We start from the raw sequence: 23,536 nt of genomic DNA, 5'->3' as shown, positions 1-23,536 counted from the left end.
CCTCGGTGCGTTACGCCTAAGACATTCGGTACGTAAGGCGTACCGTACGTAGCTACTTTGGAGGCACAGCGTCATGACCACCTTCGTGGACCGCGTCGAGCTGCACGTCGCCGCGGGTAACGGAGGCCACGGCTGCGCCTCCGTGCACCGCGAGAAGTTCAAGCCGCTCGGCGGCCCGGACGGCGGCAACGGCGGCCGTGGCGGCGATGTGATCCTGGTCGTCGACCAGTCGGTCACCACGCTGCTCGACTACCACCACAGCCCGCACCGCAGGGCCACCAACGGCAAGCCGGGCGAGGGCGGCAACCGCTCCGGCAAGGACGGCACGGACCTGGTCCTGCCCGTCCCGGACGGCACCGTCGTCCTCGACAAGCAGGGCAACGTCCTGGCCGACCTGGTCGGGCAGGGCACCACCTTCGTCGCCTCCCAGGGCGGCCGCGGGGGCCTGGGCAACGCCGCGCTGGCCTCGGCCCGCCGCAAGGCCCCCGGCTTCGCGCTGCTGGGTGAGCCGGGCCAGGCCGGGGATGTGGTCCTGGAGCTCAAGACGGTCGCGGACGTGGCGCTGGTCGGCTACCCGAGCGCCGGAAAGTCCTCGCTGATCTCGGTGCTCTCGGCCGCCAAGCCGAAGATCGCCGACTATCCCTTCACCACCCTGGTGCCCAACCTCGGCGTGGTGACGGCGGGCTCCACCGTCTACACCATCGCCGATGTGCCGGGCCTGATCCCGGGCGCCAGCCAGGGCAAGGGCCTGGGCCTGGAGTTTCTGCGCCATGTCGAGCGCTGCTCGGTGCTCGTCCACGTCCTGGACACGGCGGCGCTCGAGTCCGAGCGCGACCCGCTGAGCGACCTGGACGTCATCGAGGCGGAGCTGGCGCAGTACGGCGGCCTCGGCGACCGGCCGCGGCTGGTCGCCCTCAACAAGGTCGACGTTCCCGACGGCCAGGACCTCGCCGACATCATCCGGCCGGATCTGGAGGCCCGGGGTTACCAGGTCGTCGAGGTGTCGGCGGTCTCCCGGCACGGCCTCAAGGAGCTTTCGTTCGCCCTGGCGAAGATCGTCGCGGCGGCGCGGGCGGCCAAGCCCCAGGAGGAGGCGACCCGTATCGTCATCCGCCCGAAGGCCGTGGACGACGCGGGCTTCAAGGTCGTCGCCGAGGACGGCTTCTACCGGGTGGTGGGCGAGAAGCCCGAGCGCTGGGTCCACCAGACCGACTTCAACAACGACGAGGCCGTCGGCTATCTCGCCGACCGGCTGGCCCGCCTGGGCGTCGAGGAGGCGCTGGTGAAGGCCGGGGCGCGGTCGGGCGACGAGGTCGTCATCGGCGCCACGGACGACGCCGTCGTCTTCGACTGGGAGCCGACCATCACGGCCGGCGCGGAGATGCTCGGCCGCCGTGGCGAGGACCACCGCTTCGAGGCCCCGCGCCCGGCCGCCCAGCGCCGCCGTGACCGCGACGCGGAGCGGGACGACGCCGAGGCCGAGTACGACGCGTTCAACCCCTTCTAGGGCGAGCGCGGCGCGGTTGAACGCCCAGAGCACGGCGAGGGCCCCGGGAGCTTTCTCCCGGGGCCCTCGCCGTGCTCTTGAGGCTGTGTGGGGCGTGTGCGGCGTCAGACCGCCGCCGCCTCCTCCGCCTCGGGCGAGCCCGACTCCGGCTCCGCCTCTTCCGCGGCGTCCCTGGCCTCGCGCTGCGCGGGGATCTCGTCCGCCAGGCGGGTGGCCATCCGGGCGCGGCGGGCGTCGGCCTCGGCGCACAGGTCCTGGGCGGCCTGGTCGAAGCGCACCAGCGATGGCGGGTCGGACGGGCCCAGCAGATGCACCTTCAGCTCGGCGCGGGCGGCCACGTGGGTGTCCTTCTCGGGGTCGCGGACCGACTTCAGGAGCTCGGCCACGCCCTTCGCGTCCGGGGCGAGGATGGTCGCGGCGCGCACCGTCGGGAAGCCCGACTTGAACTCGGCCTCGGTGAGCCCGCTGGTGTTCGCCACCGCGTACGGCTTCTCGCTGGTCAGGTAGTCCGAGACCACGCTCGAGACATCGCTGATCAGCAGGTCCGACTGGTTGAAGCAGGGGAAGATGGCGGGCCGGGGGCCGGTGATGATCTGGTGCTCCCACACCGGCATCGAGGCCCAATAGGCGTTCTCCCAGGCCGCGGTGGCCGCGGCGACGACCGCGGCGCGGTCCTTGTCCGGGGAGCCCTGGAGGTTCATCCGCTCGATTTCGTCCGCGCTGGGACGGAAGGAGGCGCTGGTGAGGCGGTTGAGCTCATCGGTGCGGCGGGCCAGTTCGGCGGCGGCCTCCGGGCCGGGCCGGGCGCCGCTCCGCTTGGCGTTGGCCTCGACGATCATCGCCTGGATGCGCTCGTTGGCGCGGCCCGCGCGCGGCTCGACCGAGCCGGTCATCGGGTGCGGCTTGTAGAGGAGGCGCACCTTGGGGTCGGCGAGCAGCTCGCGGACGATGTTCTCGCCGGCCAGGATGACCGAGGTGTTGCCCGGGTTGCCGTCCCAGCCCTCCCAGGTCGGCGCGTACAGCACGGTGGTGAAGTGCTCCTCGCCCGCGCCGCCGAGCGCGCCGGTGGGCGTGGCCGCGTAGGGGCGGATCGGCGCCAGCTGCGGGCGGCCGACCTCGACGACGTCCTTGTCCTCGACGCCGATGTCGGCGAGCTGGTAGCGCTCGCGCGCCGCCGGACCCGCGACCCACACCTCGTCATACGCCTTGGCGTACGGGTTGCAGCTGGAGAGCTTGTCGCTCTCGCCGTGGTTGATGAAGGCGTGCTTGATCGACGGGATGCGCAACACCTGCGAGGTCTTGCCGGAGTTCGCCGGGTGCAGCAGCACCTTGAGCGTCGAGTGCTCCAGCCGCATCAGGTGCGCGACCTTCGGCAGACACACGATCGGCACGTCCGTCGCCTCGATCTTCTGCACCATGAAGCGCTCACGGAGCACGATGATCGGCTTGCCGTCGAGCGCGGCGAGCGTGGAGAGCCACATGTTCGCCTGGTACGCGGAGGTGGTGCCGCCGGAGAAGTACATGCCCACGGTCGGCTGGTACTCCGCCAGCCAAGTGTCCAGCCACGCCAGCGCCTTGGCCTCACCGGCCACGCGCTTGCGCGGCAGCAGCCAGGTGCCCAGGTGGACGGTGCCGGCGATCGCGATCAGCAGGCCGACGGCCACGCCGATCGCGCCCCACACGGCGTTCTCGGTGCCCGCGGTGATCAGCAGGCCGACGGTGACCGGCACCGACAGGCGCACCAGCCGACGGCCGTGCTGGCGGGCGAACAGCCGTGGCGGGGCGTCGCTGAGTCCCAGCGCCGACGCGTCGATGTTGCGGGTGACGAACGGCAGCTGGCGGGTGCGGCGGACCAGTATGGCCACGGCCTGGCATGCGAAGTGCGTCACATAGAACAGCAGCAGCCCGACCGTGAGCGGCGCCTGCTCGTGCAGCGGGTCGATGCCCTCTATGCGCAGCAGTCCGACCATGATGAGCATGTCTCTGAACAGCTGGCGCACCGTGACGTCGAGGCGGACCTTGCTCAGCAGCGACAGCAGTCCCGGTTGCTTGTGCTGCAGATAGAGATCGAGCGCGAGGCCACCCGCCGAGGCGGCGATGAGGAGGGGCACGTTCGGGAGCACGGCGCCGACGAGCTGTGTGGTGAAGAACACCAGCATCGCGAGTAGCGCCGCCAGCTGTACGGCCCGGCGGGGGGCGGTTCCGGCAGAGGGCACGGGTTGAGCTCCTGGCAGGAGAACGAGGGAAATGTATGGGGGGACCCCTGACCGTATGCCGCCGCCAGGCCCGGTGACAATCCGCGCCCGCGCCAACCGCCTCGAAACGGGTCCAAAGGATCGGCCCGAGGCGCTCCGGGCGACCGGAGGGCGACGCCGGGGAGGCCTTCAGGAGTCCGGCAGGCGGCCTGTGGGCGACTCTCGGGCGGCCGAAGGGCCCCCGGCTGCGTCCAGGGTGTGGCCCGTCGGTCCAGAGGCGTCCGTGGGGGCGTCCAGGGGCGAGTCCCGGTGGCGTCCAGGGGCTGAAATGCGCGGGCGTGCGATGCCGTGGCTGACGTACATTGCCGGCTTGTCATGATGAGTGTGTAGGAGTGCGCTCGTCACGGCGTGGACGGGCAGAACACCAGGGGACGAGCAGACGAGCAGGGGAGCGGTGTGAGCGAGCAGGACGGGTCCGCGGAGGTACGGGGCGAGGTGACCGCGGCCCGCAGGATCGTGGTCAAGGTCGGCTCGTCCTCCCTCACCACCGCGGCGGGGGGCCTGGATGCCGACCGGGTCGACGCGCTGGTCGACGTCCTCGCCAAATTCGCGGACGGCCCGGGCGGCCCCGGCGACGCGGACGGCAAGGAGATAGTCCTGGTCTCCTCCGGTGCCATCGCCGCGGGCCTGGCGCCGCTGGGGCTCGAGCGGCGCCCGCGCGACCTCGCCCGCCAGCAGGCCGCCGCCAGCGTCGGCCAGGGCCTGCTGGTGGCCCGCTACACCGCCTCCTTCGCGCGCTACGGCCGCCGGGTCGGCCAGGTGCTCCTCACCACCGACGACACCAGCCGCCGCGCCCACTACCGCAACGCCACCCGCACGCTGGACCAGCTGCTGGCCATGGGGGCCGTGCCGATCGTCAACGAGAACGACACGGTGGCCACGGACGAGATCCGCTTCGGCGACAACGACCGGCTCGCGGCCCTGGTCGCCCATCTGGTGCGGGCCGATCTGCTGGTGCTGCTCTCCGATGTGGACGGCCTGTACGACGGCGACCCCCGGACCCCCGGTACCTCCCGGATCGCCGAGGTCACCGGACCCAAGGACCTGGACGGCATCTCCATCGGGAGCGCGGGCCGCTCCGGGGTGGGCACCGGCGGCATGGTGACCAAGGTCGAGGCGGCCCGGATCGCGGCCGCGGCCGGTGTCCCGGTGGTGCTCACCTCCGCCAGCCGGGCCGGTGACGCCCTGCTGGGCCGCCCCACCGGCACGTTCTTCCACCGCACCGGCCGCCGCTCCGCCGACCGGCTGCTGTGGCTGGCCCACGCCTCCGCCCCGCGCGGGGCGCTCACCCTGGACGACGGGGCGGTGCGGGCCGTGGTGGAGCGCCGTACCTCGCTGCTGCCGGCCGGTATCGCGGCGGTGGAGGGCGAGTTCACCGCGGGGGACCCGGTGGAGCTGCGCGACACCGAGGGGCGGGCCGTCGCCCGCGGGCTGGTCAACTTCGACGCCAAGGAGATTCCCCGGCTGATCGGGCGGTCGACCCGCGAGCTGGCCCGGGAGCTGGGCCCGGCGTACGAGCGCGAGGTCGTACACCGGGACGACCTGGTCGTGTTGCACAGGTGACGGACGTCACTCAGGGGAGAGAAAATCCGACAAGTCCGTTCATTCAACGGAGAGCTTCCGGAAAACCGCCCCGCGGCCTCCCGTGGGCTGGTCAACTTTGTTGCACGGGGCCGCACCGGCAGCGGGCCCGTACACCGAACCGCGGGTAACCGCAGCACAACACCGGCTCCGCGTGGGGCGTGAGCGGGGCAGCGAGCAACAGGAGGCCGCCGGTGAGACGAGGGCGCTCGGGGGCGCCGCCCAAAAAAGCGGCGGCGCGCACCCTTACCAGTGTCGGGACCGCGACGAGTGTCGGAACCGGTCCCGGCGTCGGAACCGGTGGCGCCGGGGCGAGGGAGGTGCCGGAGGCGGTGGGCGCGGCGGAGGCGCCCGTCGAGGCCACCCGCCTGTGGCATGTCACCCTCAGCCTCTCCGGTGCCGAGGCGCCGCTGAGGGATGTCCGGCAGGCGCTCGAGCGGCTGGCCCATGACCATCCGTTCCTGCTGACCAGCCGCTACGCCAACGATCACGCCGAGATCCGCTACTGGGAAGAGGCCCGGGACCTGCACGACGCGGCGGCGGTGGCCCTGCGGCTGTGGGGCGAGCACCGGTCCACGGCCAAGCTGCCGCCCTGGGAGATCGTCGGCCTCGAGGTCATCGACCGCGACACCTATCACCAGCGCGTCGCGGAGGGGTACGGCCCGCCGCCGGCCTCGCCGGTGGGGGTGCACCCGTACTGACCCGGGGCGTCCCTAGGGCTCGTGCTCCTCAACAGCGCGTCCCTATGGCGCGGCTTTTCCCGTCGTGAGAATTCCGTCTCGAAAAGCGGGACGGCGGAGGGCACAGGGTCGGACGCTCAGTAGGCTTCATGCATGACCAGCGCACCGACCTCGCCCCTCACCGACCCCTGGCCGAAGTCCCCGGTCCTCCAGACCGCCTACCGGGCCCGGGCCGCCGCCGCCGACCTCGCCCCGCTGCCGCGCGCGGCCAAGGACGACGCGCTGCTGGCGATGGCCGACGCGCTCGAGGTGCGGACCAAGGAGATCCTCGAGGCCAACGCGGTCGACGTGGAGCGGGCGCGCGAGGCCGGTACCAGCGAGGCGATCGTCGACCGGCTGACCCTCACCCCCGAGCGGGTGCGGGCCATCGCCTCGGACGTACGGGACGTGGTGGCGCTGCCCGACCCGGTCGGCGAGGTGGTGCGCGGCTCGACCCTGCCCAACGGGATCGACCTGCGCCAGGTGCGGGTGCCGCTCGGTGTCGTCGGAATCATCTACGAGGCCCGGCCCAACGTCACGGTGGACGCCGCCGCGTTGTGCCTGAAGTCGGGCAACGCCGTGCTGCTGCGCGGCTCGTCGTCCGCGTACCAGTCCAACACCGCGCTGGTGAAGGTGTTGCGCGACGCGGTCGGCGGCGCCGGACTGCCCGCGGACGCGGTGCAGTTGGTGCCGGGCGAGAGCCGGGAGTCGGTGACCGAGCTGATGCGCGCCCGCGGCCTGGTGGACGTGCTGATCCCGCGCGGCGGCGCGTCGCTGATCCGTACCGTCGTCGAGGAGTCCACGGTCCCGGTCATCGAGACCGGCACCGGCAACTGCCATGTGTACGTGGACGCGCAGACCGACCTCGACATGGCGGTCGAGATCCTGGTGAACTCCAAGGCCCAGCGGCCCAGCGTGTGCAACGCCGCCGAGACGCTGCTGGTGCACCAGGACATCGCGCCCGAGTTTCTGCCGCGCGCGCTGGACGCGCTGGCCGAGGCCGGGGTGACGGTGCACGCCGACGAGCGGGTGCTGGCCGCCGCAGAGCAGTTGGAAGGGTCCAAGGCCACGGTCGTCCCGGCGGTGATGGACGACTGGGAGACCGAGTACCTCTCGTACGACATCGCGGCGGCCGTCGTGGACTCCCTGGACGCCGCGGTGGCCCATATCCGACTGTGGTCCTCCGGTCACACCGAGGCGATCGTCACCACCTCCCAGGCGGCTGCCCGCCGCTTCACCCAGCTGGTGGACTCGACGACGGTCGCGGTCAACGCGTCCACCCGGTTCACGGACGGCGGCCAGTTCGGCTTCGGCGCCGAGATCGGTATCTCCACGCAGAAGCTGCACGCGCGCGGCCCCATGGGCCTGCCCGAGCTGACCTCGACCAAGTACATCGTCACCGGAGACGGTCACACGCGCTGAGTGGCGTCCCCCGAACGGGGGATGCCACGGACCGTCAGCGGGTACTCCGGTCGGGTGATGGCTGCGGCGCCCCGCCTCAGCCCTCCGTTCCCCCGAATACCATTTCACCCTGCCCAAATTGACCCGTCCGGTCTACTCTGAATGGGTGCCGGACGACGTGGGAGGCAAGCCGTTCCCGGACGGCGAGGAGCCCGACGACCGCAGCCACGGGGAAGCGAACGACGAGTTCGCCACCGTGGTATTCGACGAGGACTTCGTACGATCCGCCGCGATCCACGAACCCACCGCCATCGAGCGGATGCTGGCCGCCGCACAGGCCCGCGCCGACGCCGAGGCGTCCCGCCGCCGCACCGCCGGGGTCTCCCCGGAGGACGAGCTCTACGACGACGGCTACGGCCCCGACGGCGAGTTCGGCTATGAGGACGACGACGGCGACCCGGCCGACGGATTCGGCCACGACCGGGACGCCGACGGCGCCTATGGCCCGTACGGGCGGTACGGCAGCGCCGGGCGCCCTTACCGCGGCCATGCCCGCTGGCACCGCCCGGTGGCCTGGCTGCTGGCCGTCCTGATGGGCATCGGGGTGGTCGCGCTGGCCTTCACGGCCGTCTACCGCGGCGCCTCGGGCAACCGCCAGAACCCCGCCCCGCCGCCCGCCAGCAGCGGCGTGGACGCCACGCCCGCCGACCGCCCGGCCGACGTGCCGTCGGGGCGGACGGAGCCGTCAGCGCCGTCGGGGTCCGCTGATTCGGACGCGCCGGTCGCCACCGCCACGGCGGTGCCGCCCTCGCCGTGAACCGGCCCTGAACGAGCCGGGGCCGGGGCGCGCGACCGGAGCGCCCGGCCGGGTCTGTGACCGAAGTTGTGGAGTATCACCGCGTTTACCGGGGGCTGTCGCGACCTACTCTTGAGGTATGACCGGGCGTGGAAACCCTCCTGAGGGGACCCCCGAGGGCGTCCCGGGAGGTGGTGACGACGAGTATCGCTCCGTCGTTTTCGACGAGTCGTTCGTCCGCGCTGCCCGGCTCCAGGAATTCTCGGCCCAGGAGCGCATGGGCGAGCACGCCAGGGCGGTGCGCAGCCGCCACGCCTGGGCACGGGCGGGCGCCTCGCGCCAGGCCGTCCTTCTGGTGCTGCTGATCGCCTTCGCCTTCGCGGCCGCCGTCTACATGGGCGTGCGGCACCCCTACCAGAGCCCCCCGCCCCAGGCTGTCGAGCCGATGCGCAGCAGCGTGGTGCCGCTCGCGCCGCGCGGCCAGGTGCCCGGCGGGGAGCCCGCGGCCCTGTTCGAGAACAGCCCGGCCGCCACGTACGCCACCGGCGCCGAGGGCGTCACCCTGCCCGGTGTGCGGCGCACCCACAGCTTCTCCGAGAGCCAGGTGATGACCGCGCTCACCACGGCCAAGGAATACCTCGTCAAGTCGTCGCTCGACCCGGCCGTGCTCACCGGCGGCGAGGCGCGCTCCGTGCGGCTGCTGCTCGACCCGGACCAGCTCGACCAGTTCGACCGCAGCTTCGAACACCCGGTCGACGACGGCCGGTACGCGGCCACCGGCTGGCTGACCCGCTTCAACCCGGCCGAGGTGGCGCTGGCCGCGCCCGTGGTGCGCGTCCACGGCACCCTCACGGCCATCGAGCGGAACGCCGCCACCCTGGAGGTCACCGCCGACCACACCTTCGTCTACGCCGTGCGGCGGCCCCACGAGGGCGGCACCGACCACGCCTCGCTGTTCACCGTGCGGCGCGAGACGCGCTTCCGCTTCGACCGCGACGATCTGCGCGACCACCACCTGGAGGTGGCGCAGAGCTCGGTGCTGGCGGGCCCGCAGGCGTGCGCCGCGAACGCCGCCGGGTATCTGCGGCCGCTGCTGGCCGGGCAGAGCGCCAAGGGCGACGCACCGCCCGGCACCGACCCGTACACCTCCGGCCGCCCCACGGCGTCCCTGTGCGGCGTGCTCTCTCCACAAGCCATGCCGCACCTGCACCCTTCTTCGTAGCGGCTTCGCCTCCGGGCGCTCGGGTCCCCTGTCGACGGCGCTCGTCGCACGGTCGCTCGTGCCTCGCTCCCTCCTCCTCGCCCCTTTCGACAGGGGCGCGCCCTTTGGCTCAGCCGCTGGGTCGGCTTCCTGACCGCTACGGACGATCCGGCTCGGGACCGGCCTGGGGCGGGGTGCCGTCGCCAGGGCCGCCCTCGGCGGAGTCCTGGCCCGAATCCCGGCCCGAATCCCGGGACGGGCCCTGGGAGGGGTCCTTGGGCGCCTCTTTGGCGGACGGGGCGCCGCCACCCGTGAACTTCTCGCGCAGCTTGCTGCCCAGGTCGCCCGCGCCACCCGCCACATCCCGCACAAACGCCATCAGCGGGTCCTTGCTGCCGCGCACCGACTCCGCGTAGTGGTTCGCCGACTCCTTGAAGGAGTCGCTGATCGAGGTGTTCTTGTCCTCGTCGCGCCGCGGATAGTGACCGTCCATGATCCGCTGGTAGTCGCGGGTCGCGGCCCACTTCTTCAGCTCGGCGGCGCGCACGGTGGTGAACGGGTGGGTGCGCGGCAGCATGTTCAGGATCTTCAGCACCGAGTCCCGCAGATCGCCGCCGGCCTCGTACTCCTCGGCCTGCTCCAGGAAGGCGTCCACGTTCATCTCGTGCAGGTGGTGGCCGCCCGCGAGCTTCATCAGCCCGCGCATCGACGCCTTCAGGTCCTGCCCGACCAGCAGCCCCGCGCGGTCCGCGGACAGCTCCGACTTGCGGAACCACTCGCGCAACGCCGTCACCAGCGCCATCACCGCGACATTGCCGAGCGGGATCCAGGCGACCTTCATCGCCAGGTTGGTCAGGAACAGCAGGATCGTGCGGTAGACCGAGTGCCCGGACAGCGCATGGCCCACCTCGTGGCCCACGACCGCCCGCATCTCCTCCTCGTCGAGCAGCTCGACCAGGCCGGTGGTCACCACGATGATCGGCTCGTCCATGCCGATGCACATCGCGTTCGGCTTCGGGTCCTGTGTGACATACATCGCGGGGATCTTGTCCAGGTCCAGGATGTAGCAGGCGTCCCGGAGCATGTCGTGGAGATGTGCGAACTGCCGGTCGCTCACCCGCACCGAATCGGACAGATACAGCAGCCGCAGGCTCCGCTCGGGCAGCAGCCCGCTCAGCGCCTTGAAGGCCACGTCGAAGCCGGTCAGCTTGCGCAGCGCGACCAGCGCGGAGCGGTCCGCCGGGTGCTCGTACGCGCGTGAGGAGATGCCCGGGAACCGCTGCCGGTCACGCCCCGGCACCCGCTCCGAGCCGCCGCCCCCGCCGTTGGACATGTCGCTGTTGCTCATCTGGCCCCCTCGCCGAACCGCTCGGCTTGACTGCATGGTCGATGCCCCCACCAGCGTAGGCCGGGCGGAGCCGCCCGCGGGGCGGGGGTTAGCGTGGAGGGATGCCTGACATGACTGACATGACTGGTCTCAACGAAGTGCTCGTCGCCGTCTCCAAGGAGGACACCGGGCCGGGCGCGCTGCTGCGCATCGTCCTCGTGGTGGGCATCGTGGGCGCCGTGCTGCTCGCCTGGTTCCTGTTGCGTGGGTACAAGCAGGACTGAGATCCGGCTCGCATACGATGTGGCGGACGCACTTGCCCGCCTCGACCCGGATAGGTTCTGCCTGCGATGACCGCTTACAGCGCCGTGCACGCCCTGACGACTCTCGCCTCCGAGGGCGAGCACGTCGACAACCATCCGAGCATCAGCCCCTACATGACCGGCGGCGGGGCCCTGGTGATCCTTTTCCTGCTGCTGTGGATCACCACGCGCTTCAACCGGGACCGCTGACCGAGGTCACACTCTCCATGGGTCCCGGCGCCGGGCCGGGCCCAGTAGGGTCTGCTCGCATGGAAGAGCAGAAGGGGCACGTCAAGCGGCGGCTCGGGGTGATGGGCGGGACGTTCGACCCGATCCACCATGGTCACCTGGTCGCCGCCAGCGAGGTCGCCTCGCAGTTCCACCTCGACGAAGTGGTGTTCGTGCCGACCGGGCAGCCGTGGCAGAAGAGCCACAAGAAGGTGTCCCCGGCCGAGGACCGCTATCTGATGACGGTGATCGCGACGGCGTCGAACCCGCAGTTCTCGGTCAGCCGTATCGACATCGACCGGGGCGGCCCCACGTACACCACGGACACGCTGCGCGATCTGCGCGCGTTGAACAGTGACGCGGACCTGTTCTTCATCACCGGCGCGGACGCGCTCGCCCAGATCCTCACCTGGCGGGACGCCGAGGAGTTGTTCTCACTCGCGCACTTCATCGGGGTGACCAGGCCCGGCCACATACTGGCCGATCCGGGGCTGCCGGAGGGCGGGGTGTCGCTGGTGGAGGTGCCGGCGCTGGCGATCTCCTCCTCGGACTGCCGGGCCCGGGTCGCCCACGGTGAGCCGGTCTGGTACCTGGTGCCGGACGGCGTGGTGCGCTACATCGACAAGCGTGAGTTGTACCGGCACGACTGCTGAAGGGGCACCGGTGAACGACGGACACGACCCGTACGACCCGTACGAGCGGGATCCGTATCCCCAGGACCCGCAGATCTACGGCTACGACGCCTATGGCCGGCCGATCTACCAGCCGCAGGAGCCACAGCACGGCTACGACCCGTACGCACAAGGTCGACCACAACAGCCCCAACAACCGCAGGAGCCCCAACAGGGTTACGGGTACGACCCGTACGCCCAGCAGCAGGCGCAGTACGGGCAGGCGCAGCAGCCCCAGTACGACCTGTACGCCGGACAGCAGCAGTACCCGCACCAGCCCGACCCACAGCAGCAGGGCCAACAGCAGGGCCAGCAGCAGGGCTACGGCTACTCCCCGTACGACACCTCCTCCTACGACACGTCCTACGCTCCCGGCGGCCGCCCGGCCGTCCCCCCGCAGCGCGACCCGGCGGCGGACCGAGAGGACGCGTACAAGGAGCCCGGCCCCGGCAGGCGCGAGGAGCCGCCGGCCAGGGGAACGCCCCCCGGGGAAGCGCCCTCCAGAGCCGACGCCCCCGCCGGCAAGCGGCCGGACGAGCGGCCCGACCCGGAGTCCGACCGGCAGCCCGACGGTGACGAGGCGTACCGCACCGAGCAGTTCTCCTTCGTCGAGGAGCCGGACGACGACTCCGAGGACGTCATCGACTGGCTCAAGTTCGCCGAGACGCGCTCCGAGCGGCGCGACGAGCGCAAGCGCAAGGGCCGCAACCGCCTGGTGGCGCTCGTGGTGGTCATGGTGCTCGCTGTCGTCGGCGGGGTCGGCTACCTCTGGTACGCGGGGAAGCTGCCGGGCATGTCCGACGGCGAGAAGGACGCGGCGGCCGCCGGGGGCCCGCAGAAGCGCGCCGTGATCGTGGTCAATCTGCGCGAGACCAAGGGCGGGCGCACCTCCACCGCCCTGCTGGTCGACAACGAGACCACCAAGAAGGGCGCCACCGTCCTGCTGCCCAACGCGCTCGCCCTGTCCACCGAGGACGGCGGCTCCACCACCCTCGGCCTCTCGGTGGTCGACGAGGGCTCCGACGCCACCCGCGACTCCCTGAGCACGCTGCTGGGCTCGAGTATCCAGGGCACCTGGCGGCTGGACACCCCGTACCTGGAGAACCTGGTCGAGCTGGTCGGCGGCATCACCCTGGACGCCGACGCCACCGTCCCGGGCGCCGCGAAGGGCGACGACCCGCTGGTCGAGCGCGGCAAGCAGCGTGAGCTGGGCGGTGAGGCCGCCGTCGCGTACGCCACCTACCGCGGGCAGGGCGAGGCGCAGACCAAGCAGCTCGCACGCTTCGGGCAGGTCATGCAGGCGGCGCTGAAGGAGATCTCCAGCGATGCCTCCGGCGCCACCCGCACCGTGGAGTCGCTGGCCCAGATCCCGGACCCGTCGCTGAGCGAGCAGGAGCTGGGCGCGTCGCTGGCCCGGCTGGCGGAGCAGGCCAAGAGCGGCTCGTACGACACCACCATGCTGCCCGTCGAGCCGGACGGGTCGCTCAGCGAGCAGTCCACCGACCAGGTCGTCAAGAACATCCTCGGCGGCGCGGTCAAGAACACCGACAAGGACGCGGCGCCGCGCGTCGTCGTGAAGAACGCGGGCTCCGCGCGGGGCGCGGCCAACGAGGCGCAGGTCGCCCTGGTCAACGGCGGCTTCACGGTCGTCGGCGCCACCGAGCAGGGCGGCACGCCGCAGGCGGCCTCGCAGGTGCTGTACGCCGACGCGAAGCAGGCCGCCCAGGCCAAGGAGGTCGCCAAGACGCTCGGGCTGTCCGCCTCCGCCGCACAGAAGGGCAAGGTCCCCTCGAACGCGGACATCACCGTGCTTCTCGGCCCGGACTACACCCCGAAGCGCTGACCGGGTACCGAGCGGCCGGACGGGGTGACGGTGGGGCGTGAGACCCTTGTGGGTATCACGTCCCACCGACCGAAAGCCTTGCCTGTGACCGCCACGGACCGCTCCATCGAGCTCATCAACGCCGCCGCCCAGGCAGCCGCCGACAAGCTCGCGCACGATGTCATCGCGTACGACGTCAGCGATGTGCTCTCGATCACCGACGCCTTCCTGCTGGCCTCGGCTCCCAACGACCGCCAGGTGAAGTCGATCGTCGACGAGATCGAGGAGCGGCTGAGCAAGGAGCTGGGCGCCAAGCCGGTGCGCCGCGAGGGCGACCGGGAGGCCCGCTGGGTGCTGCTGGACTACGTGGACATCGTGGTGCACGTCCAGCACAGCGAGGAGCGCGTCTTCTACGCCCTGGAGCGGCTGTGGAAGGACTGCCCGCAGCTGGAGCTGCCCGCCGACGCCCAGGCCACCCGTGGCAAGGCCGAGGAGCACGCGCACGCGCAGGGCGCCGACGGCGGGCCGGGCGGTGAGCTGAGCTGAACGGCTCCCAGGGCGGCCGCAGCCGCCGCATAGTCCTGTGGCGGCACGGCCAGACGGCCTGGAATCTGGAGCGCCGCTTCCAGGGGACCATGGACATCGGGCTGACCGAGGCGGGCGTCGCGCAGGCGCGCCGCTCGGCCCGACTGCTGGCCGCGCTGAAGCCGGACGTGATCGTCGCCTCCGACCTCAGCCGCGCCAAGGCGACGGCCGCCGAGCTGTCCGCCGTCACAGGCCTGGAGGTCGGCTATGACTCCGGGCTGCGGGAGAGCTACGCCGGACAGTGGCAGGGGCTCACCCATGAGGAGATCACGGCGCGGTTCGGCGAGCAGTACGCGGCGTGGAAGCGCGGCGAGCCGGTGCGGCGCGGCGGGGGAGAGCTGGAGACCGAGGTGGCCGACCGGGCCGCGCCGGTCGTCTCCGCAGCCGCCGACAAGCTGCCGGACGGCGGCACGCTGGTCGTGGTCAGCCATGGCGGCACCATCCGCACCACCATCGGGCGGCTGCTCGGTCTTGAGGCGAGGGCTTGGGAGGCGCTCGGCGGGCTGTCCAACTGCTGCTGGTCGGTGCTGGGCGAGGGCGTGCGCGGCTGGCGGCTGCTGGAGCACAACGCCGGATCGCTGCCGGAGCCGGTGCTCGGCGACGACGACTGACCGGATTTCCTTTTCCGGCAGGTCACCGGCTAAGCTTCATCCCGTTCGAAGCGCTCCGGCGCAACGGAGAGCGGGGCTATAGCTCAGTTGGTAGAGCGCCTGCATGGCATGCAGGAGGTCAGGAGTTCAATTCTCCTTAGCTCCACAGATCTTTGATCGTGACGATCCCGCTTCCCTCAGAGGGAGGCGGGATCTTGCTTTTACGCCCCTGTGGCTTTTACGTCCCCGCAGCGGCGTTTTCTGCCTCCGTCTTTTCCGCCTCCGCGCCCGCCGCCCGCTCCGCCAGGATCTCGGAGACGCTCCGGGCGTGCCGGGGGCAGCCGATGAGCAGGTCGTCGATGGCGCGCAGCCGGTCCAGGTACGCCCGGCTCTGCTCGTCGCTCGGGGTGTAGACCACGACGCGGCTCTCCGGAGCCCCCTGGATCACCAGGGAGGTCGAGATCAGTCGCAGCTCGCCGACCGAGGCATGCCGCACCAGCTTGATCCGGGAGCCGGGCGGGGCGACATCCCCACTGCGCCACATCCGGGCGAACTCCTCGCTGAGGCCCAGCAGCCGGTTGATGAACTCCTCCCAGGCGGGCTCGCCCACATGGCGGCCGTATCCGCCGCGCAGCGTCGCCACCATGAGGGGCAGCTCATTGGCCCGGTTGATGAACATGGAGCAGCAGCCGGGATGGGAGAACAGCTGCCACAGGGCGTTCCGCTCGGCGTGGGGGGCTATCGCGAGCGAGGGGAAGAGGGCCCGGTACGCGTCGTTCAGCGCCAGCATGTCGTACCGCGCGTTGTAGACGACCGCCGGGAGCGGGTCCATCGCGTCGATGATGCCCTGCACCTCCGGGCCGACCGTTCGCGCCTCGTCCGCCGGGTCGGGGGCGTACGGCACCTCGGCGAGGTCGTACAGGTGCTCGCGCTCGGCCTGGTCCAGGCGCAGGGTGCGGGCCACCGCGTCCAGCACCTGTGCGCTGGCGTTGATCGGGCGGCCCTGCTCGAGCCAGGTGTACCAGGTCACGCCGACCCCGGAGAGCTGGGCGACCTCCTCCCGGCGCAGCCCCGGTGTGCGGCGGCGCAGGCCCGGGGCCATGCCCACGTCGGCGGGTGTGACCCGGGCGCGGCGGGTGCGCAGGAAGTCGGCCAGCTGCGGCCGCCGGCGGTGGGTCTTCGCTGCCATCGTCGTCTCCCCCTGAGTACCTCCGCCCTATGCTCCCCGCGGCGGCGGGTGGCTGCCAGGTGCTGTCAGTACCAGCATCGGCGGGCTCTCGTTACCGGTATCGGCCCGCCTCCACGCTCGGTCCATGACACAGACCACCCCGACCACCCCGGTGCCGCCCGGCGCGCTCGACGGCACCGGTGAATCCAGTAAAGGCGAGGCCACCGACAACCGGGCCCGGAGCCGGGCGGCGGGCCCCGGCCGGCTGCTCGCGATCGTCCTGACCGGGCAGCTCATGGCGGTCCTCGATGTCTTCATCGTCAACGTCGCCGCCCCCACCCTCCGTGCCGATCTGCATGCCTCGGGCTCCGGTCTGCAACTGGTCGTCGCGGGTTACACGATCTCCTACGCCGTGCTGCTGATCACCGGCGCGCGGCTGGGCGCCCTGATCGGCCACCGTCAGGCGTTCCTGGCCGGCCTCACGGTCTTCACCGCCGCCTCGCTGGCCTGCGGGCTGGCCCCCGGCACCGGGGCGCTGATCGCCTTCCGGTTCATCCAGGGCGCGGGTGCGGCGGTGATGCTGCCGCAGGTGCTCAGCCTCATCCAGCGGACCTTCACGGGCGCTTCGCGGGCCCGCGCCCTCGGTGCCTACTCGGCGGTGCTGGCCTCCGGCGCGGCCGCCGGGCAGGTCCTGGGCGGGGTGCTGGTGCAGGCGGATCTGTTCGGGACCGGCTGGCGCCCGGTCTTCCTGGTGAATGTGCCGATCGGCCTGGTGCTGCTGATCCTGGGGCCGCGCTGGCTGGGCGGCGCCGAGGAGCGGCCCGAGGCGCGCGCGGGCGGCGGCGCGGCGGGGCGGTCCGGGGCCCTGGACCTGGCCGGTCTGCTGCTCCTCGCGGCGGCCGTGCTGCTGTTCACCGTGCCGATGGTGCTCGGCCAGGAGTGGGGCTGGCCGCTGTGGGGCTGGGTCATGCTGGGCCTGAGCGCGGTCCTGGCGGCGGTCTTCGCGGTGTACGAGGCCCGGCTGGCCGGGCGCGGCGGGGCGCCGCTGATCTCGCCGCGGGTGGCGGGGGCGCCGGGCATGCCGCTGGCGATCGCCCGGATCGTCCTGGCGATGGCGGCCAACGCGGGCTTTCTGTTCGTGATGACGCTGCATGTGCAGGGCGCGCTCGGTTACGGCGCACTGCGGGCCGGCTGGACTTTCGCGCCCACGGCCGTGGCGTTCGGCCTGGTCGGCCTCAACTGGCGGCGCATACCGGCCCGCTGGCAGCCCGTCACCGTGCCGTCCGGATTCCTGCTGGCCGCCGTCTCGTTCGCCGGGGTCGGGCTGGCGCTGCGGGACGGATCGGACGGTGGCCCCTGGCTGTTCGCCGCCCTGGTGGGCGTCGGGACGGGGCTCTCCTTCGCCTACAGCCCCGTGCTGACACGGACGTTGGCGACCATCAGGCCGCAGGACGCGGCGGACGCCAGCGGGGTGCTGGTGACATCGGCTCAACTCGGCATGCTGACCGGCGTCGCCGTCTTCGGTGCCATCTTCCTGGGCCATGGGCCGGGCGTGGACGCCTCCGCGGACGCCCTGTGGGCGACCTGCCTGGCGCTGGCGGGCGCGGCGCTGTGCGGAGCGATTGTGGGTCTGGTGATACGTGTGGGGCATCTCCGCTGACCTGGGCGGCTTCCCGTGGCAGAATCGGCGGCCGGGGGGGGGATGGGGCAACGAGTTTGAGCGGGAGGGACAGTGGGATGCCGAGCAGCATTCTGCGGTGCCCGTCCTGTGGCTCAGGGGAGGTGGCCCAGGTCCTCGGTGACAACGGCGGTGTTTCCTACGTGTGTACGGCCTGCGGCCACAGCTGGAGCTGAGTGAGATTGGGAGCGCACAGCCGGAAGTGCGACTGGTGCGGCAGCGGGACGCCGATCGTGCGTGACATGGAGCCGCTCAACCCCGACTACCAGTACTGGTGTGTGGAGTGCGCGCGGGCGCTGATCATCAAGGGTGACCCGATCGAGACGTACCGGGAGCTCGAAGGGGAGCCGATCTACGGACGGCTCCTCGACGAGCACTGCACCCTGAAGCGTTTCTATTCCTTCGCGACGGCGTAAAGGGCGCGCGTCGGCGGCATGAAGGGTGCGTGCGAGGCATGCCCCGGCGCCCCCGGGAAACCGATTTGGCAGATGGCCGTGGGGGCCGTGTAATGTAGGCGATGCCGCCGGGGGGACCGGGCGGAGCAAGACCTGGGGCTATAGCTCAGTTGGTAGAGCGCCTGCATGGCATGCAGGAGGTCAGGAGTTCAATTCTCCTTAGCTCCACAGTGAGAGTGGGCGGGTCGTCCGGTGAGGACGGCCCGCCCATTGTCGTGGGCCTCCACCCATCCGGGGGCAACCTCTGTGCGTGCCATTGGTGCCCTGCGGTAACCTGTCCCCATGCGTGCCGTACGCCTTCTGCTTAGCGGGCCGCGCTGATCAGTCCCGATCGGTGATCCACCCGGTCGGAATCAGCGCGGCGTCCCCTCCTGTGCGAGGGGTCTTTTTGTTTCAGATGCGACTGCGACCAAGAGTCGCCCGGTACCGCTGGCAGAGACGATCAATGGAGCTTTGAGGACCATGAGCGAGACCAATGCCGCCCCCGAGGCGGTCGCGCCGCACCGCTACACCGCCGCGCTGGCCGCCGACATCGAGGCCCGCTGGCACGACTTCTGGGACGCGAACGGCACGTATGACGCCTCCAACCCGAGCGGTGACCTGGCCGGGGACCCCGAGGCCGCGGCGCGGCCCAAGAAGTTCGTCATGGACATGTTCCCGTACCCCTCGGGCGCCGGCTTGCACGTCGGCCACCCCCTGGGCTATATCGCCACCGACGTCTACGCCCGCTTTCACCGCATGACGGGCCACAACGTCCTGCACACCCTGGGCTTCGACGCCTTCGGCCTGCCCGCCGAGCAGTACGCCGTACAGACCGGCACCCACCCGCGGGTGAGCACCGAGGCCAACATCGAGAACATGCGGCGCCAGCTGCGCCGCCTGGGCCTGGGCCACGACCCGCGCCGCTCCTTCGCGACGATCGACCCGGACTACTACAAGTGGACCCAGTGGATCTTCCTGCAGATCTTCAACTCCTGGTACGACCAGGAGGCCGACAAGGCGCGCCCGATCGCCACCCTGGTCGAGCAGTTCGTCTCCGGTGAGCGGGCGACCCCGGACGGGCGCCCCTGGGCGGAGCTGACCGCCGTCGAGCGTGCGGACGTGCTGAGCGGCTACCGCCTGGCATACGCCTCCGACGCGCCGGTCAACTGGTGCCCGGGCCTGGGCACCGTGCTGGCCAACGAGGAGGTCACCGCCGAGGGCCGCTCAGAGCGCGGCAACTTCCCGGTCTTCAAGGCCAACCTGCGCCAGTGGAACATGCGCATCACCACCTACGCGGACCGACTGCTGGACGACCTGGACGCGCTGGACTGGCCGGAGGCCATCAAGCTCCAGCAGCGCAACTGGATCGGGCGGAGCGAGGGCGCCCGGGTGGACTTCCCCGTGGTGGACCACCCCGACGCCAAGATCACGATCTTCACCACCCGCCAGGACACCCTGTTCGGCGCCACCTACATGGTGCTGGCGCCCGAGCACGGCCTGGTGGACGCCATCGTCCCGGCCGCCTGGCCCGAGGGCACACACGACGTGTGGACCGTCGGACACGCCACCCCGGCCGAGGCCGTCGCCGCGTACCGCAAGCAGGCCGCCGCCAAGTCCGACGTCGAGCGGCAGGCCGAGGTCAAGGACAAGACCGGCGTCTTCACGGGCGCCTTCGCGATCAACCCGGTCAACGGCGACCGGGTGCCGGTCTTCATCGCCGACTACGTCCTGATGGGCTACGGCACCGGCGCGATCATGGCCGTCCCGGCGGGCGACCAGCGCGACTTCGAGTTCGCGCGCGCCTTCGAGCTGCCGATCCGCTGCATCGTCGAGCCGACCGACGGCCGGGGCACCGACACCGCGACGTGGGTGGACGCCTTCGGGTCGTACGACGCGAAGATCATCAACTCGGCGGGCGAGGGCATCTCCCTGGACGGCTTGGGCGTCGTCGAGGCCAAGGCCCGGATGGCCGAGTGGCTGACCGGCCGCGGCATCGGCGAAGGCACCGTCAACTTCCGGCTGCGCGACTGGCTGTTCAGCCGCCAGCGCTACTGGGGCGAGCCCTTCCCGATCGTCTACGACGAGGACGGCGTGGCCCACCCGCTGCCCGAGTCGATGCTGCCGCTGGAGCTGCCGGAGGTCGAGGACTACTCGCCGCGCACCTTCGACCCCGACGACGCCGACACCTCCCCGGAGACCCCGCTGTCCCGGAACGAGGACTGGGTCAACGTGGTGCTGGACCTGGGCGACGGCGCCGGGCCCAAGCGGTACCGCCGCGAGACCAACACCATGCCCAACTGGGCCGGCTCCTGCTGGTACGAGCTGCGCTACCTGGACCCGCACAACAGCGAGCGCCTGGTCGACCCCGACATCGAGCGTTACTGGATGGGCCCGCGCGAGGGGCAGCCGACCGGCGGCGTCGACCTGTACGTGGGCGGCGCCGAGCACGCCGTGCTGCACCTGCTGTACGCGCGCTTCTGGTCCAAGGTGCTGTACGACCTGGGCCACGTCTCGTCGGCCGAGCCGTTCCACAAGCTGTACAACCAGGGCATGATCCAGGCCTATGTCTACCGGGACGGCCGCGGCATCGCGGTCCCGGCGGCCGAGGTCGAGGAGCGGGACGGCGCGTACTACTACCAGGGCGAGAAGGTCACCCGTCTGCTGGGCAAGATGGGTAAGTCCCTGAAGAACGCCGTCACCCCGGACGAGATCTGCGCCGAGTACGGGGCCGACACGCTGCGCCTGTACGAGATGGCCATGGGGCCGCTGGACGTGTCCCGGCCGTGGGACACCCGCGCGGTGGTCGGCCAATACCGGCTGCTGCAACGGCTGTGGCGCAACGTTGTGGACGAGACCACCGGCGAGGTCACCGTCGTCGACGCCGAGCCGGACGAGGCCACGCTGCGGGCCCTGCACAAGGCGATCGACGGCGTGGGGCAGGACCTGGCGAACCTGCGCTTCAACACCGCCATCGCCAAGATCACCGAGCTGAACAACCACGTCACCAAGGCCCGCGAGGTGCCGCGCCAGGTCGCCGAGGCCCTGGTGCTGCTGATCGCGCCGCTGGCCCCGCACATCGCCGAGGAGCTGTGGCGCAAGCTGGGCCACGACACCACGGTCGTCCACGAGCCCTTCCCGGTCGCCGACCCGGCGTATGTCGTCGACGAGACCGTGACCTGCGTGGTGCAGGTCAAGGGCAAGGTCAAGGCACGGCTGGAGGTGGCGCCCTCGGTCTCCGACGAGGAGCTGGAGAAGCTGGCGCTGGGCGACCCGGCGGTGGTGGCCGCGCTGAACGGGGCGGGGATCCGCAAGGTCATCGTGCGGGCGCCGAAGCTGGTGAACATCGTCCCCGCGTGAGCGCTGCCCGATCGCTCAGCTGCCCGATCGCTCCGGGGCCGGGCCTCGGAGGGTAGGGATACCACCTAAGGGCGGGTTGGGGGTTCGTCGGGAACCCCCAACCCGCCCGTAGCGTTTACGGTGGGAAGACGAACTGATGCTGCCGGCCCGGTGCCCCCGGCCCGTCGCCGCGAAGGAGCGCGCATGGAAGCCGTTGCCTGGATCCTGCTGCTTGTCTTCCTGCTCTTCGTCTCGGTGGGGGTCTACGCGGGTGTGCGGGCGGTCAAGGCGGCCAAGCGCGGCATCGATCGCACGGTTAGCCAGGCGCGCCGCACGGTGGAGGACACCAAGCTGAGAGCCAAGCAGTTCGCGCAGCCCGGCCCGGCCGGCGAGCTCGCCGAGCTGCGCCTGTCGCTGCGCACCTCGATGCGGGCGACCCAGGAGGCGTTGCGCGCGGGGGCGCCCCAAGACTCCTCGCTGTCCGAGGCGTTGGGCCTGTTCGAGCGGCTCAGCGCCCATGGGCGCGAGCTCGACGAGGACCTGAAGCGGCTGGAGCAGGAGCCCGACAAGGGCCGTCTGGCCTCCCAGCTGCCCGAGCTCCGGGAGCGTACGGAACGGATCACGCGCTCCGCGGACTCGCTGCGCTGGGCGGCGCAGGACCGGGCGCAGCGGTTCGCCCGGGACGACCTGGACGCGCTGGACCGCGAGATCGAGGTCGAGGCGAGCGCGCTGCGGCACTGGACGCAGGTGCCCGAGGCGCCGCCCCGACCGGCTCCCGGGCCCGCGGCGGGGGCTCAGTCCGGGGCCGGGACGGCTGCTGGGTCCGGGGCCGCGGCGTCCGGCCCGGCGTCTTCGGCGGGCTCCACGGCGGCCGATGGGCAGCCGCGGTCCATCAATGGCCCCACCCCCACGGCCGGGGCGGACCACTGGTGGCAGAAGGCGGCCGACACCGCGGGCGTGCGCCGCGAGAACACGACCTGATCATCCGGCGGGGTCGCGCTGTCAGCCCAGGCCATCCCCCGATAATCTCCCAGTCATGTCCCGCCATGTCGCGATCGTGACCGATTCCACGGCGTACCTTCCACCGGAGGCCATGGAGCGGCACCGCATCGTCTCAGTGCCGCTGACGGTGGTGCTCGGAGACCGGGCACTCGAAGAGGGGACCGAGATCTCGGCCAGGTCCCTCGCGCAGGCGCTACAGAAGCGCAGACCGGTGACCACGTCCCGGCCCAGCCCGGCGATGTTCGCGGCCGCCTACCGCGCGGTGGCGGAGGCGGGCGCGACGGGCATCGTCTCCCTCCACCTGTCGGCCGAGTTCTCCGGCACCTACGACGCGGCCGTGCTCGCGGCCCAGGACGCGCCGGTGCCGGTGCGGGTGGTGGACAGCGGCATGGTGGCCATGGCCCTCGGCTTCTGCGCACTGTCCGCGGCCGAGACGGCGGAGAGCGGCGGCACGCTGGACGAGGCGGTCGCGGCCGCCGAGAAGCGGGCCGAGAGCACGGCCGCCTACTTCTATGTCGACACCCTCGACTATCTGCGCCGAGGCGGCCGGATCGGCGCGGCCCAGGCGCTGCTCGGCTCGGCCCTCGCGGTCAAGCCGCTGCTGCAACTGGACGAGGGCCGGATCGAGCTGCGGGAGAAGGTGCGCACGGCGTCCAAGGCCATCGCACGGCTCGAGGAGATCGTGGTGGAGCGGGCCGGCCTGAGCCCCGTGGACATCGCGGTGCAGCACCTGGCGGCGGGCGAGCGGGCGGCGGCTCTCGCGGAGCGGCTCCGCGAGCGGGTGCCGGGGCTCGCGGAACTGTATGTGAGCGAGGTGGGCGCGGTGATCGGCGCGCACACCGGGCCCGGACTGCTGGGCGCGGTGGTCTCGCCGCGCTAGCGGGGGTGGGCGCGCCCGTCCGGGTGACGGAGTTATCCACAACTCATGGG

General features: G+C 71.7%; 20 protein-coding genes and 2 tRNA genes. 19 read left to right on the top strand and 3 right to left on the bottom strand.

What is annotated here, in order from left to right; all coding sequences use genetic code 11:
* The first annotated feature begins 73 nt into the window (after positions 1-73).
* Positions 74-1,507 (top strand): GTPase ObgE, encoded by a 1,434-nt coding sequence (gene obgE, locus ACZ4WQ_RS05235; protein WP_311722458.1) that lies wholly within the window; start codon positions 74-76, stop codon positions 1,505-1,507.
* Between the two features lie 104 nt (positions 1,508-1,611).
* Here obgE and ACZ4WQ_RS05230 read toward each other — a convergent pair whose 3' ends face one another.
* Positions 1,612-3,723: a hypothetical protein gene (locus ACZ4WQ_RS05230; RefSeq protein WP_398369378.1), complete on the bottom strand. Its 2,112-nt coding sequence runs from the start codon at positions 3,721-3,723 to the stop codon at positions 1,612-1,614.
* Positions 3,724-4,158: 435 nt separating this feature from the next.
* Here ACZ4WQ_RS05230 and proB point away from each other — a divergent pair, with 435 nt between their 5' ends.
* The 5 genes from proB to ACZ4WQ_RS05205 all read left to right on the top strand — a co-directional run bounded on the left by proB (position 4,159) and on the right by ACZ4WQ_RS05205 (position 9,481).
* Positions 4,159-5,325, top strand: coding sequence for a glutamate 5-kinase (proB, locus tag ACZ4WQ_RS05225; RefSeq protein ID WP_468022074.1), 1,167 nt, complete (start codon positions 4,159-4,161; stop codon positions 5,323-5,325).
* A gap of 212 nt (positions 5,326-5,537) precedes the next feature.
* Positions 5,538-6,044: a hypothetical protein gene (locus ACZ4WQ_RS05220; RefSeq protein ID WP_311722460.1), complete on the top strand. Its 507-nt coding sequence runs from the start codon at positions 5,538-5,540 to the stop codon at positions 6,042-6,044.
* A gap of 132 nt (positions 6,045-6,176) precedes the next feature.
* Positions 6,177-7,484: a glutamate-5-semialdehyde dehydrogenase gene (locus tag ACZ4WQ_RS05215; RefSeq protein ID WP_311722461.1), complete on the top strand. Its 1,308-nt coding sequence runs from the start codon at positions 6,177-6,179 to the stop codon at positions 7,482-7,484.
* Between the two features lie 145 nt (positions 7,485-7,629).
* Entirely contained in the window at positions 7,630-8,280 is a 651-nt protein-coding gene (locus ACZ4WQ_RS05210) for an SCO2584 family spore wall biosynthesis protein (RefSeq protein ID WP_311722463.1), read from the top strand.
* Between the two features lie 118 nt (positions 8,281-8,398).
* The gene (locus tag ACZ4WQ_RS05205) at positions 8,399-9,481 is read left to right on the top strand and encodes an SCO2583 family membrane protein (RefSeq protein ID WP_385341913.1); all 1,083 of its coding nucleotides are present in this window, start codon (positions 8,399-8,401) and stop codon (positions 9,479-9,481) included.
* Positions 9,482-9,617: 136 nt separating this feature from the next.
* Here ACZ4WQ_RS05205 and ACZ4WQ_RS05200 read toward each other — a convergent pair whose 3' ends face one another.
* On the bottom strand, positions 9,618-10,808 hold the full coding sequence (locus ACZ4WQ_RS05200) for a M48 family metallopeptidase (protein WP_361182668.1): 1,191 nt from the start codon (positions 10,806-10,808) through the stop codon (positions 9,618-9,620).
* Between the two features lie 110 nt (positions 10,809-10,918).
* Between ACZ4WQ_RS05200 and ACZ4WQ_RS05195 the strand changes: the two genes are divergently transcribed.
* The 7 genes from ACZ4WQ_RS05195 (at position 10,919) to ACZ4WQ_RS05165 (ending at position 15,151) form a co-directional block, all read left to right on the top strand.
* The gene (locus tag ACZ4WQ_RS05195; protein WP_311722948.1) at positions 10,919-11,071 is read left to right on the top strand and encodes a hypothetical protein; all 153 of its coding nucleotides are present in this window, start codon (positions 10,919-10,921) and stop codon (positions 11,069-11,071) included.
* A 66-nt stretch (positions 11,072-11,137) separates the two neighbouring features.
* Entirely contained in the window at positions 11,138-11,299 is a 162-nt protein-coding gene (locus tag ACZ4WQ_RS05190; RefSeq protein WP_311722467.1) for a hypothetical protein, read from the top strand.
* Positions 11,300-11,358: 59 nt separating this feature from the next.
* Positions 11,359-11,970 (top strand): nicotinate-nucleotide adenylyltransferase, encoded by a 612-nt coding sequence (gene nadD, locus ACZ4WQ_RS05185; protein ID WP_311722468.1) that lies wholly within the window; start codon positions 11,359-11,361, stop codon positions 11,968-11,970.
* Positions 11,971-11,980: 10 nt separating this feature from the next.
* Positions 11,981-13,831 carry an LCP family protein gene (locus tag ACZ4WQ_RS05180; protein ID WP_468022073.1) on the top strand — a complete coding sequence of 617 codons (1,851 nt, stop codon included), beginning with the start codon at positions 11,981-11,983 and terminating at the stop codon, positions 13,829-13,831.
* Positions 13,832-13,915: 84 nt separating this feature from the next.
* A complete protein-coding gene (gene rsfS, locus ACZ4WQ_RS05175) occupies positions 13,916-14,356 on the top strand; it encodes a ribosome silencing factor (RefSeq protein ID WP_311722470.1) in 441 nt (146 codons plus the stop codon).
* On the top strand, positions 14,353-15,006 hold the full coding sequence (locus ACZ4WQ_RS05170) for a histidine phosphatase family protein (RefSeq protein ID WP_311722919.1): 654 nt from the start codon (positions 14,353-14,355) through the stop codon (positions 15,004-15,006). Before rsfS ends, ACZ4WQ_RS05170 begins: the two co-directional genes overlap by 4 nt.
* 72 nt (positions 15,007-15,078) lie before the next feature.
* Positions 15,079-15,151 (top strand) — tRNA-Ala (locus ACZ4WQ_RS05165).
* 72 nt (positions 15,152-15,223) lie between these two features.
* Here ACZ4WQ_RS05165 and ACZ4WQ_RS05160 read toward each other — a convergent pair.
* On the bottom strand, positions 15,224-16,174 hold the full coding sequence (locus ACZ4WQ_RS05160; protein ID WP_311722471.1) for a helix-turn-helix transcriptional regulator: 951 nt from the start codon (positions 16,172-16,174) through the stop codon (positions 15,224-15,226).
* 124 nt (positions 16,175-16,298) lie between these two features.
* On the opposite strand from ACZ4WQ_RS05160, the gene ACZ4WQ_RS05155 reads away from it, so the two are divergent.
* From ACZ4WQ_RS05155 to ACZ4WQ_RS05130, 6 genes are all read left to right on the top strand, one after another.
* Entirely contained in the window at positions 16,299-17,813 is a 1,515-nt protein-coding gene (locus ACZ4WQ_RS05155; protein WP_385341918.1) for an MFS transporter, read from the top strand.
* A 260-nt stretch (positions 17,814-18,073) separates the two neighbouring features.
* A complete protein-coding gene (locus ACZ4WQ_RS05150) occupies positions 18,074-18,247 on the top strand; it encodes a hypothetical protein (RefSeq protein WP_311722920.1) in 174 nt (57 codons plus the stop codon).
* Between the two features lie 134 nt (positions 18,248-18,381).
* Positions 18,382-18,454 (top strand) — tRNA-Ala (locus ACZ4WQ_RS05145).
* A 294-nt stretch (positions 18,455-18,748) separates the two neighbouring features.
* Positions 18,749-21,625 (top strand): leucine--tRNA ligase, encoded by a 2,877-nt coding sequence (leuS, locus tag ACZ4WQ_RS05140; protein ID WP_468022072.1) that lies wholly within the window; start codon positions 18,749-18,751, stop codon positions 21,623-21,625.
* A gap of 183 nt (positions 21,626-21,808) precedes the next feature.
* Entirely contained in the window at positions 21,809-22,585 is a 777-nt protein-coding gene (locus ACZ4WQ_RS05135) for a hypothetical protein (RefSeq protein WP_398894955.1), read from the top strand.
* A 55-nt stretch (positions 22,586-22,640) separates the two neighbouring features.
* On the top strand, positions 22,641-23,486 hold the full coding sequence (locus tag ACZ4WQ_RS05130; protein WP_311722476.1) for a DegV family protein: 846 nt from the start codon (positions 22,641-22,643) through the stop codon (positions 23,484-23,486).
* Positions 23,487-23,536: the final 50 nt, after the last annotated feature.

The organism is Streptomyces sp. NPDC028305 (assembly GCF_055569495.1).
The sequence above is the reverse complement of the archived record's forward strand: the minus strand, read 5'-3'. Positions and strand labels throughout refer to the sequence as shown.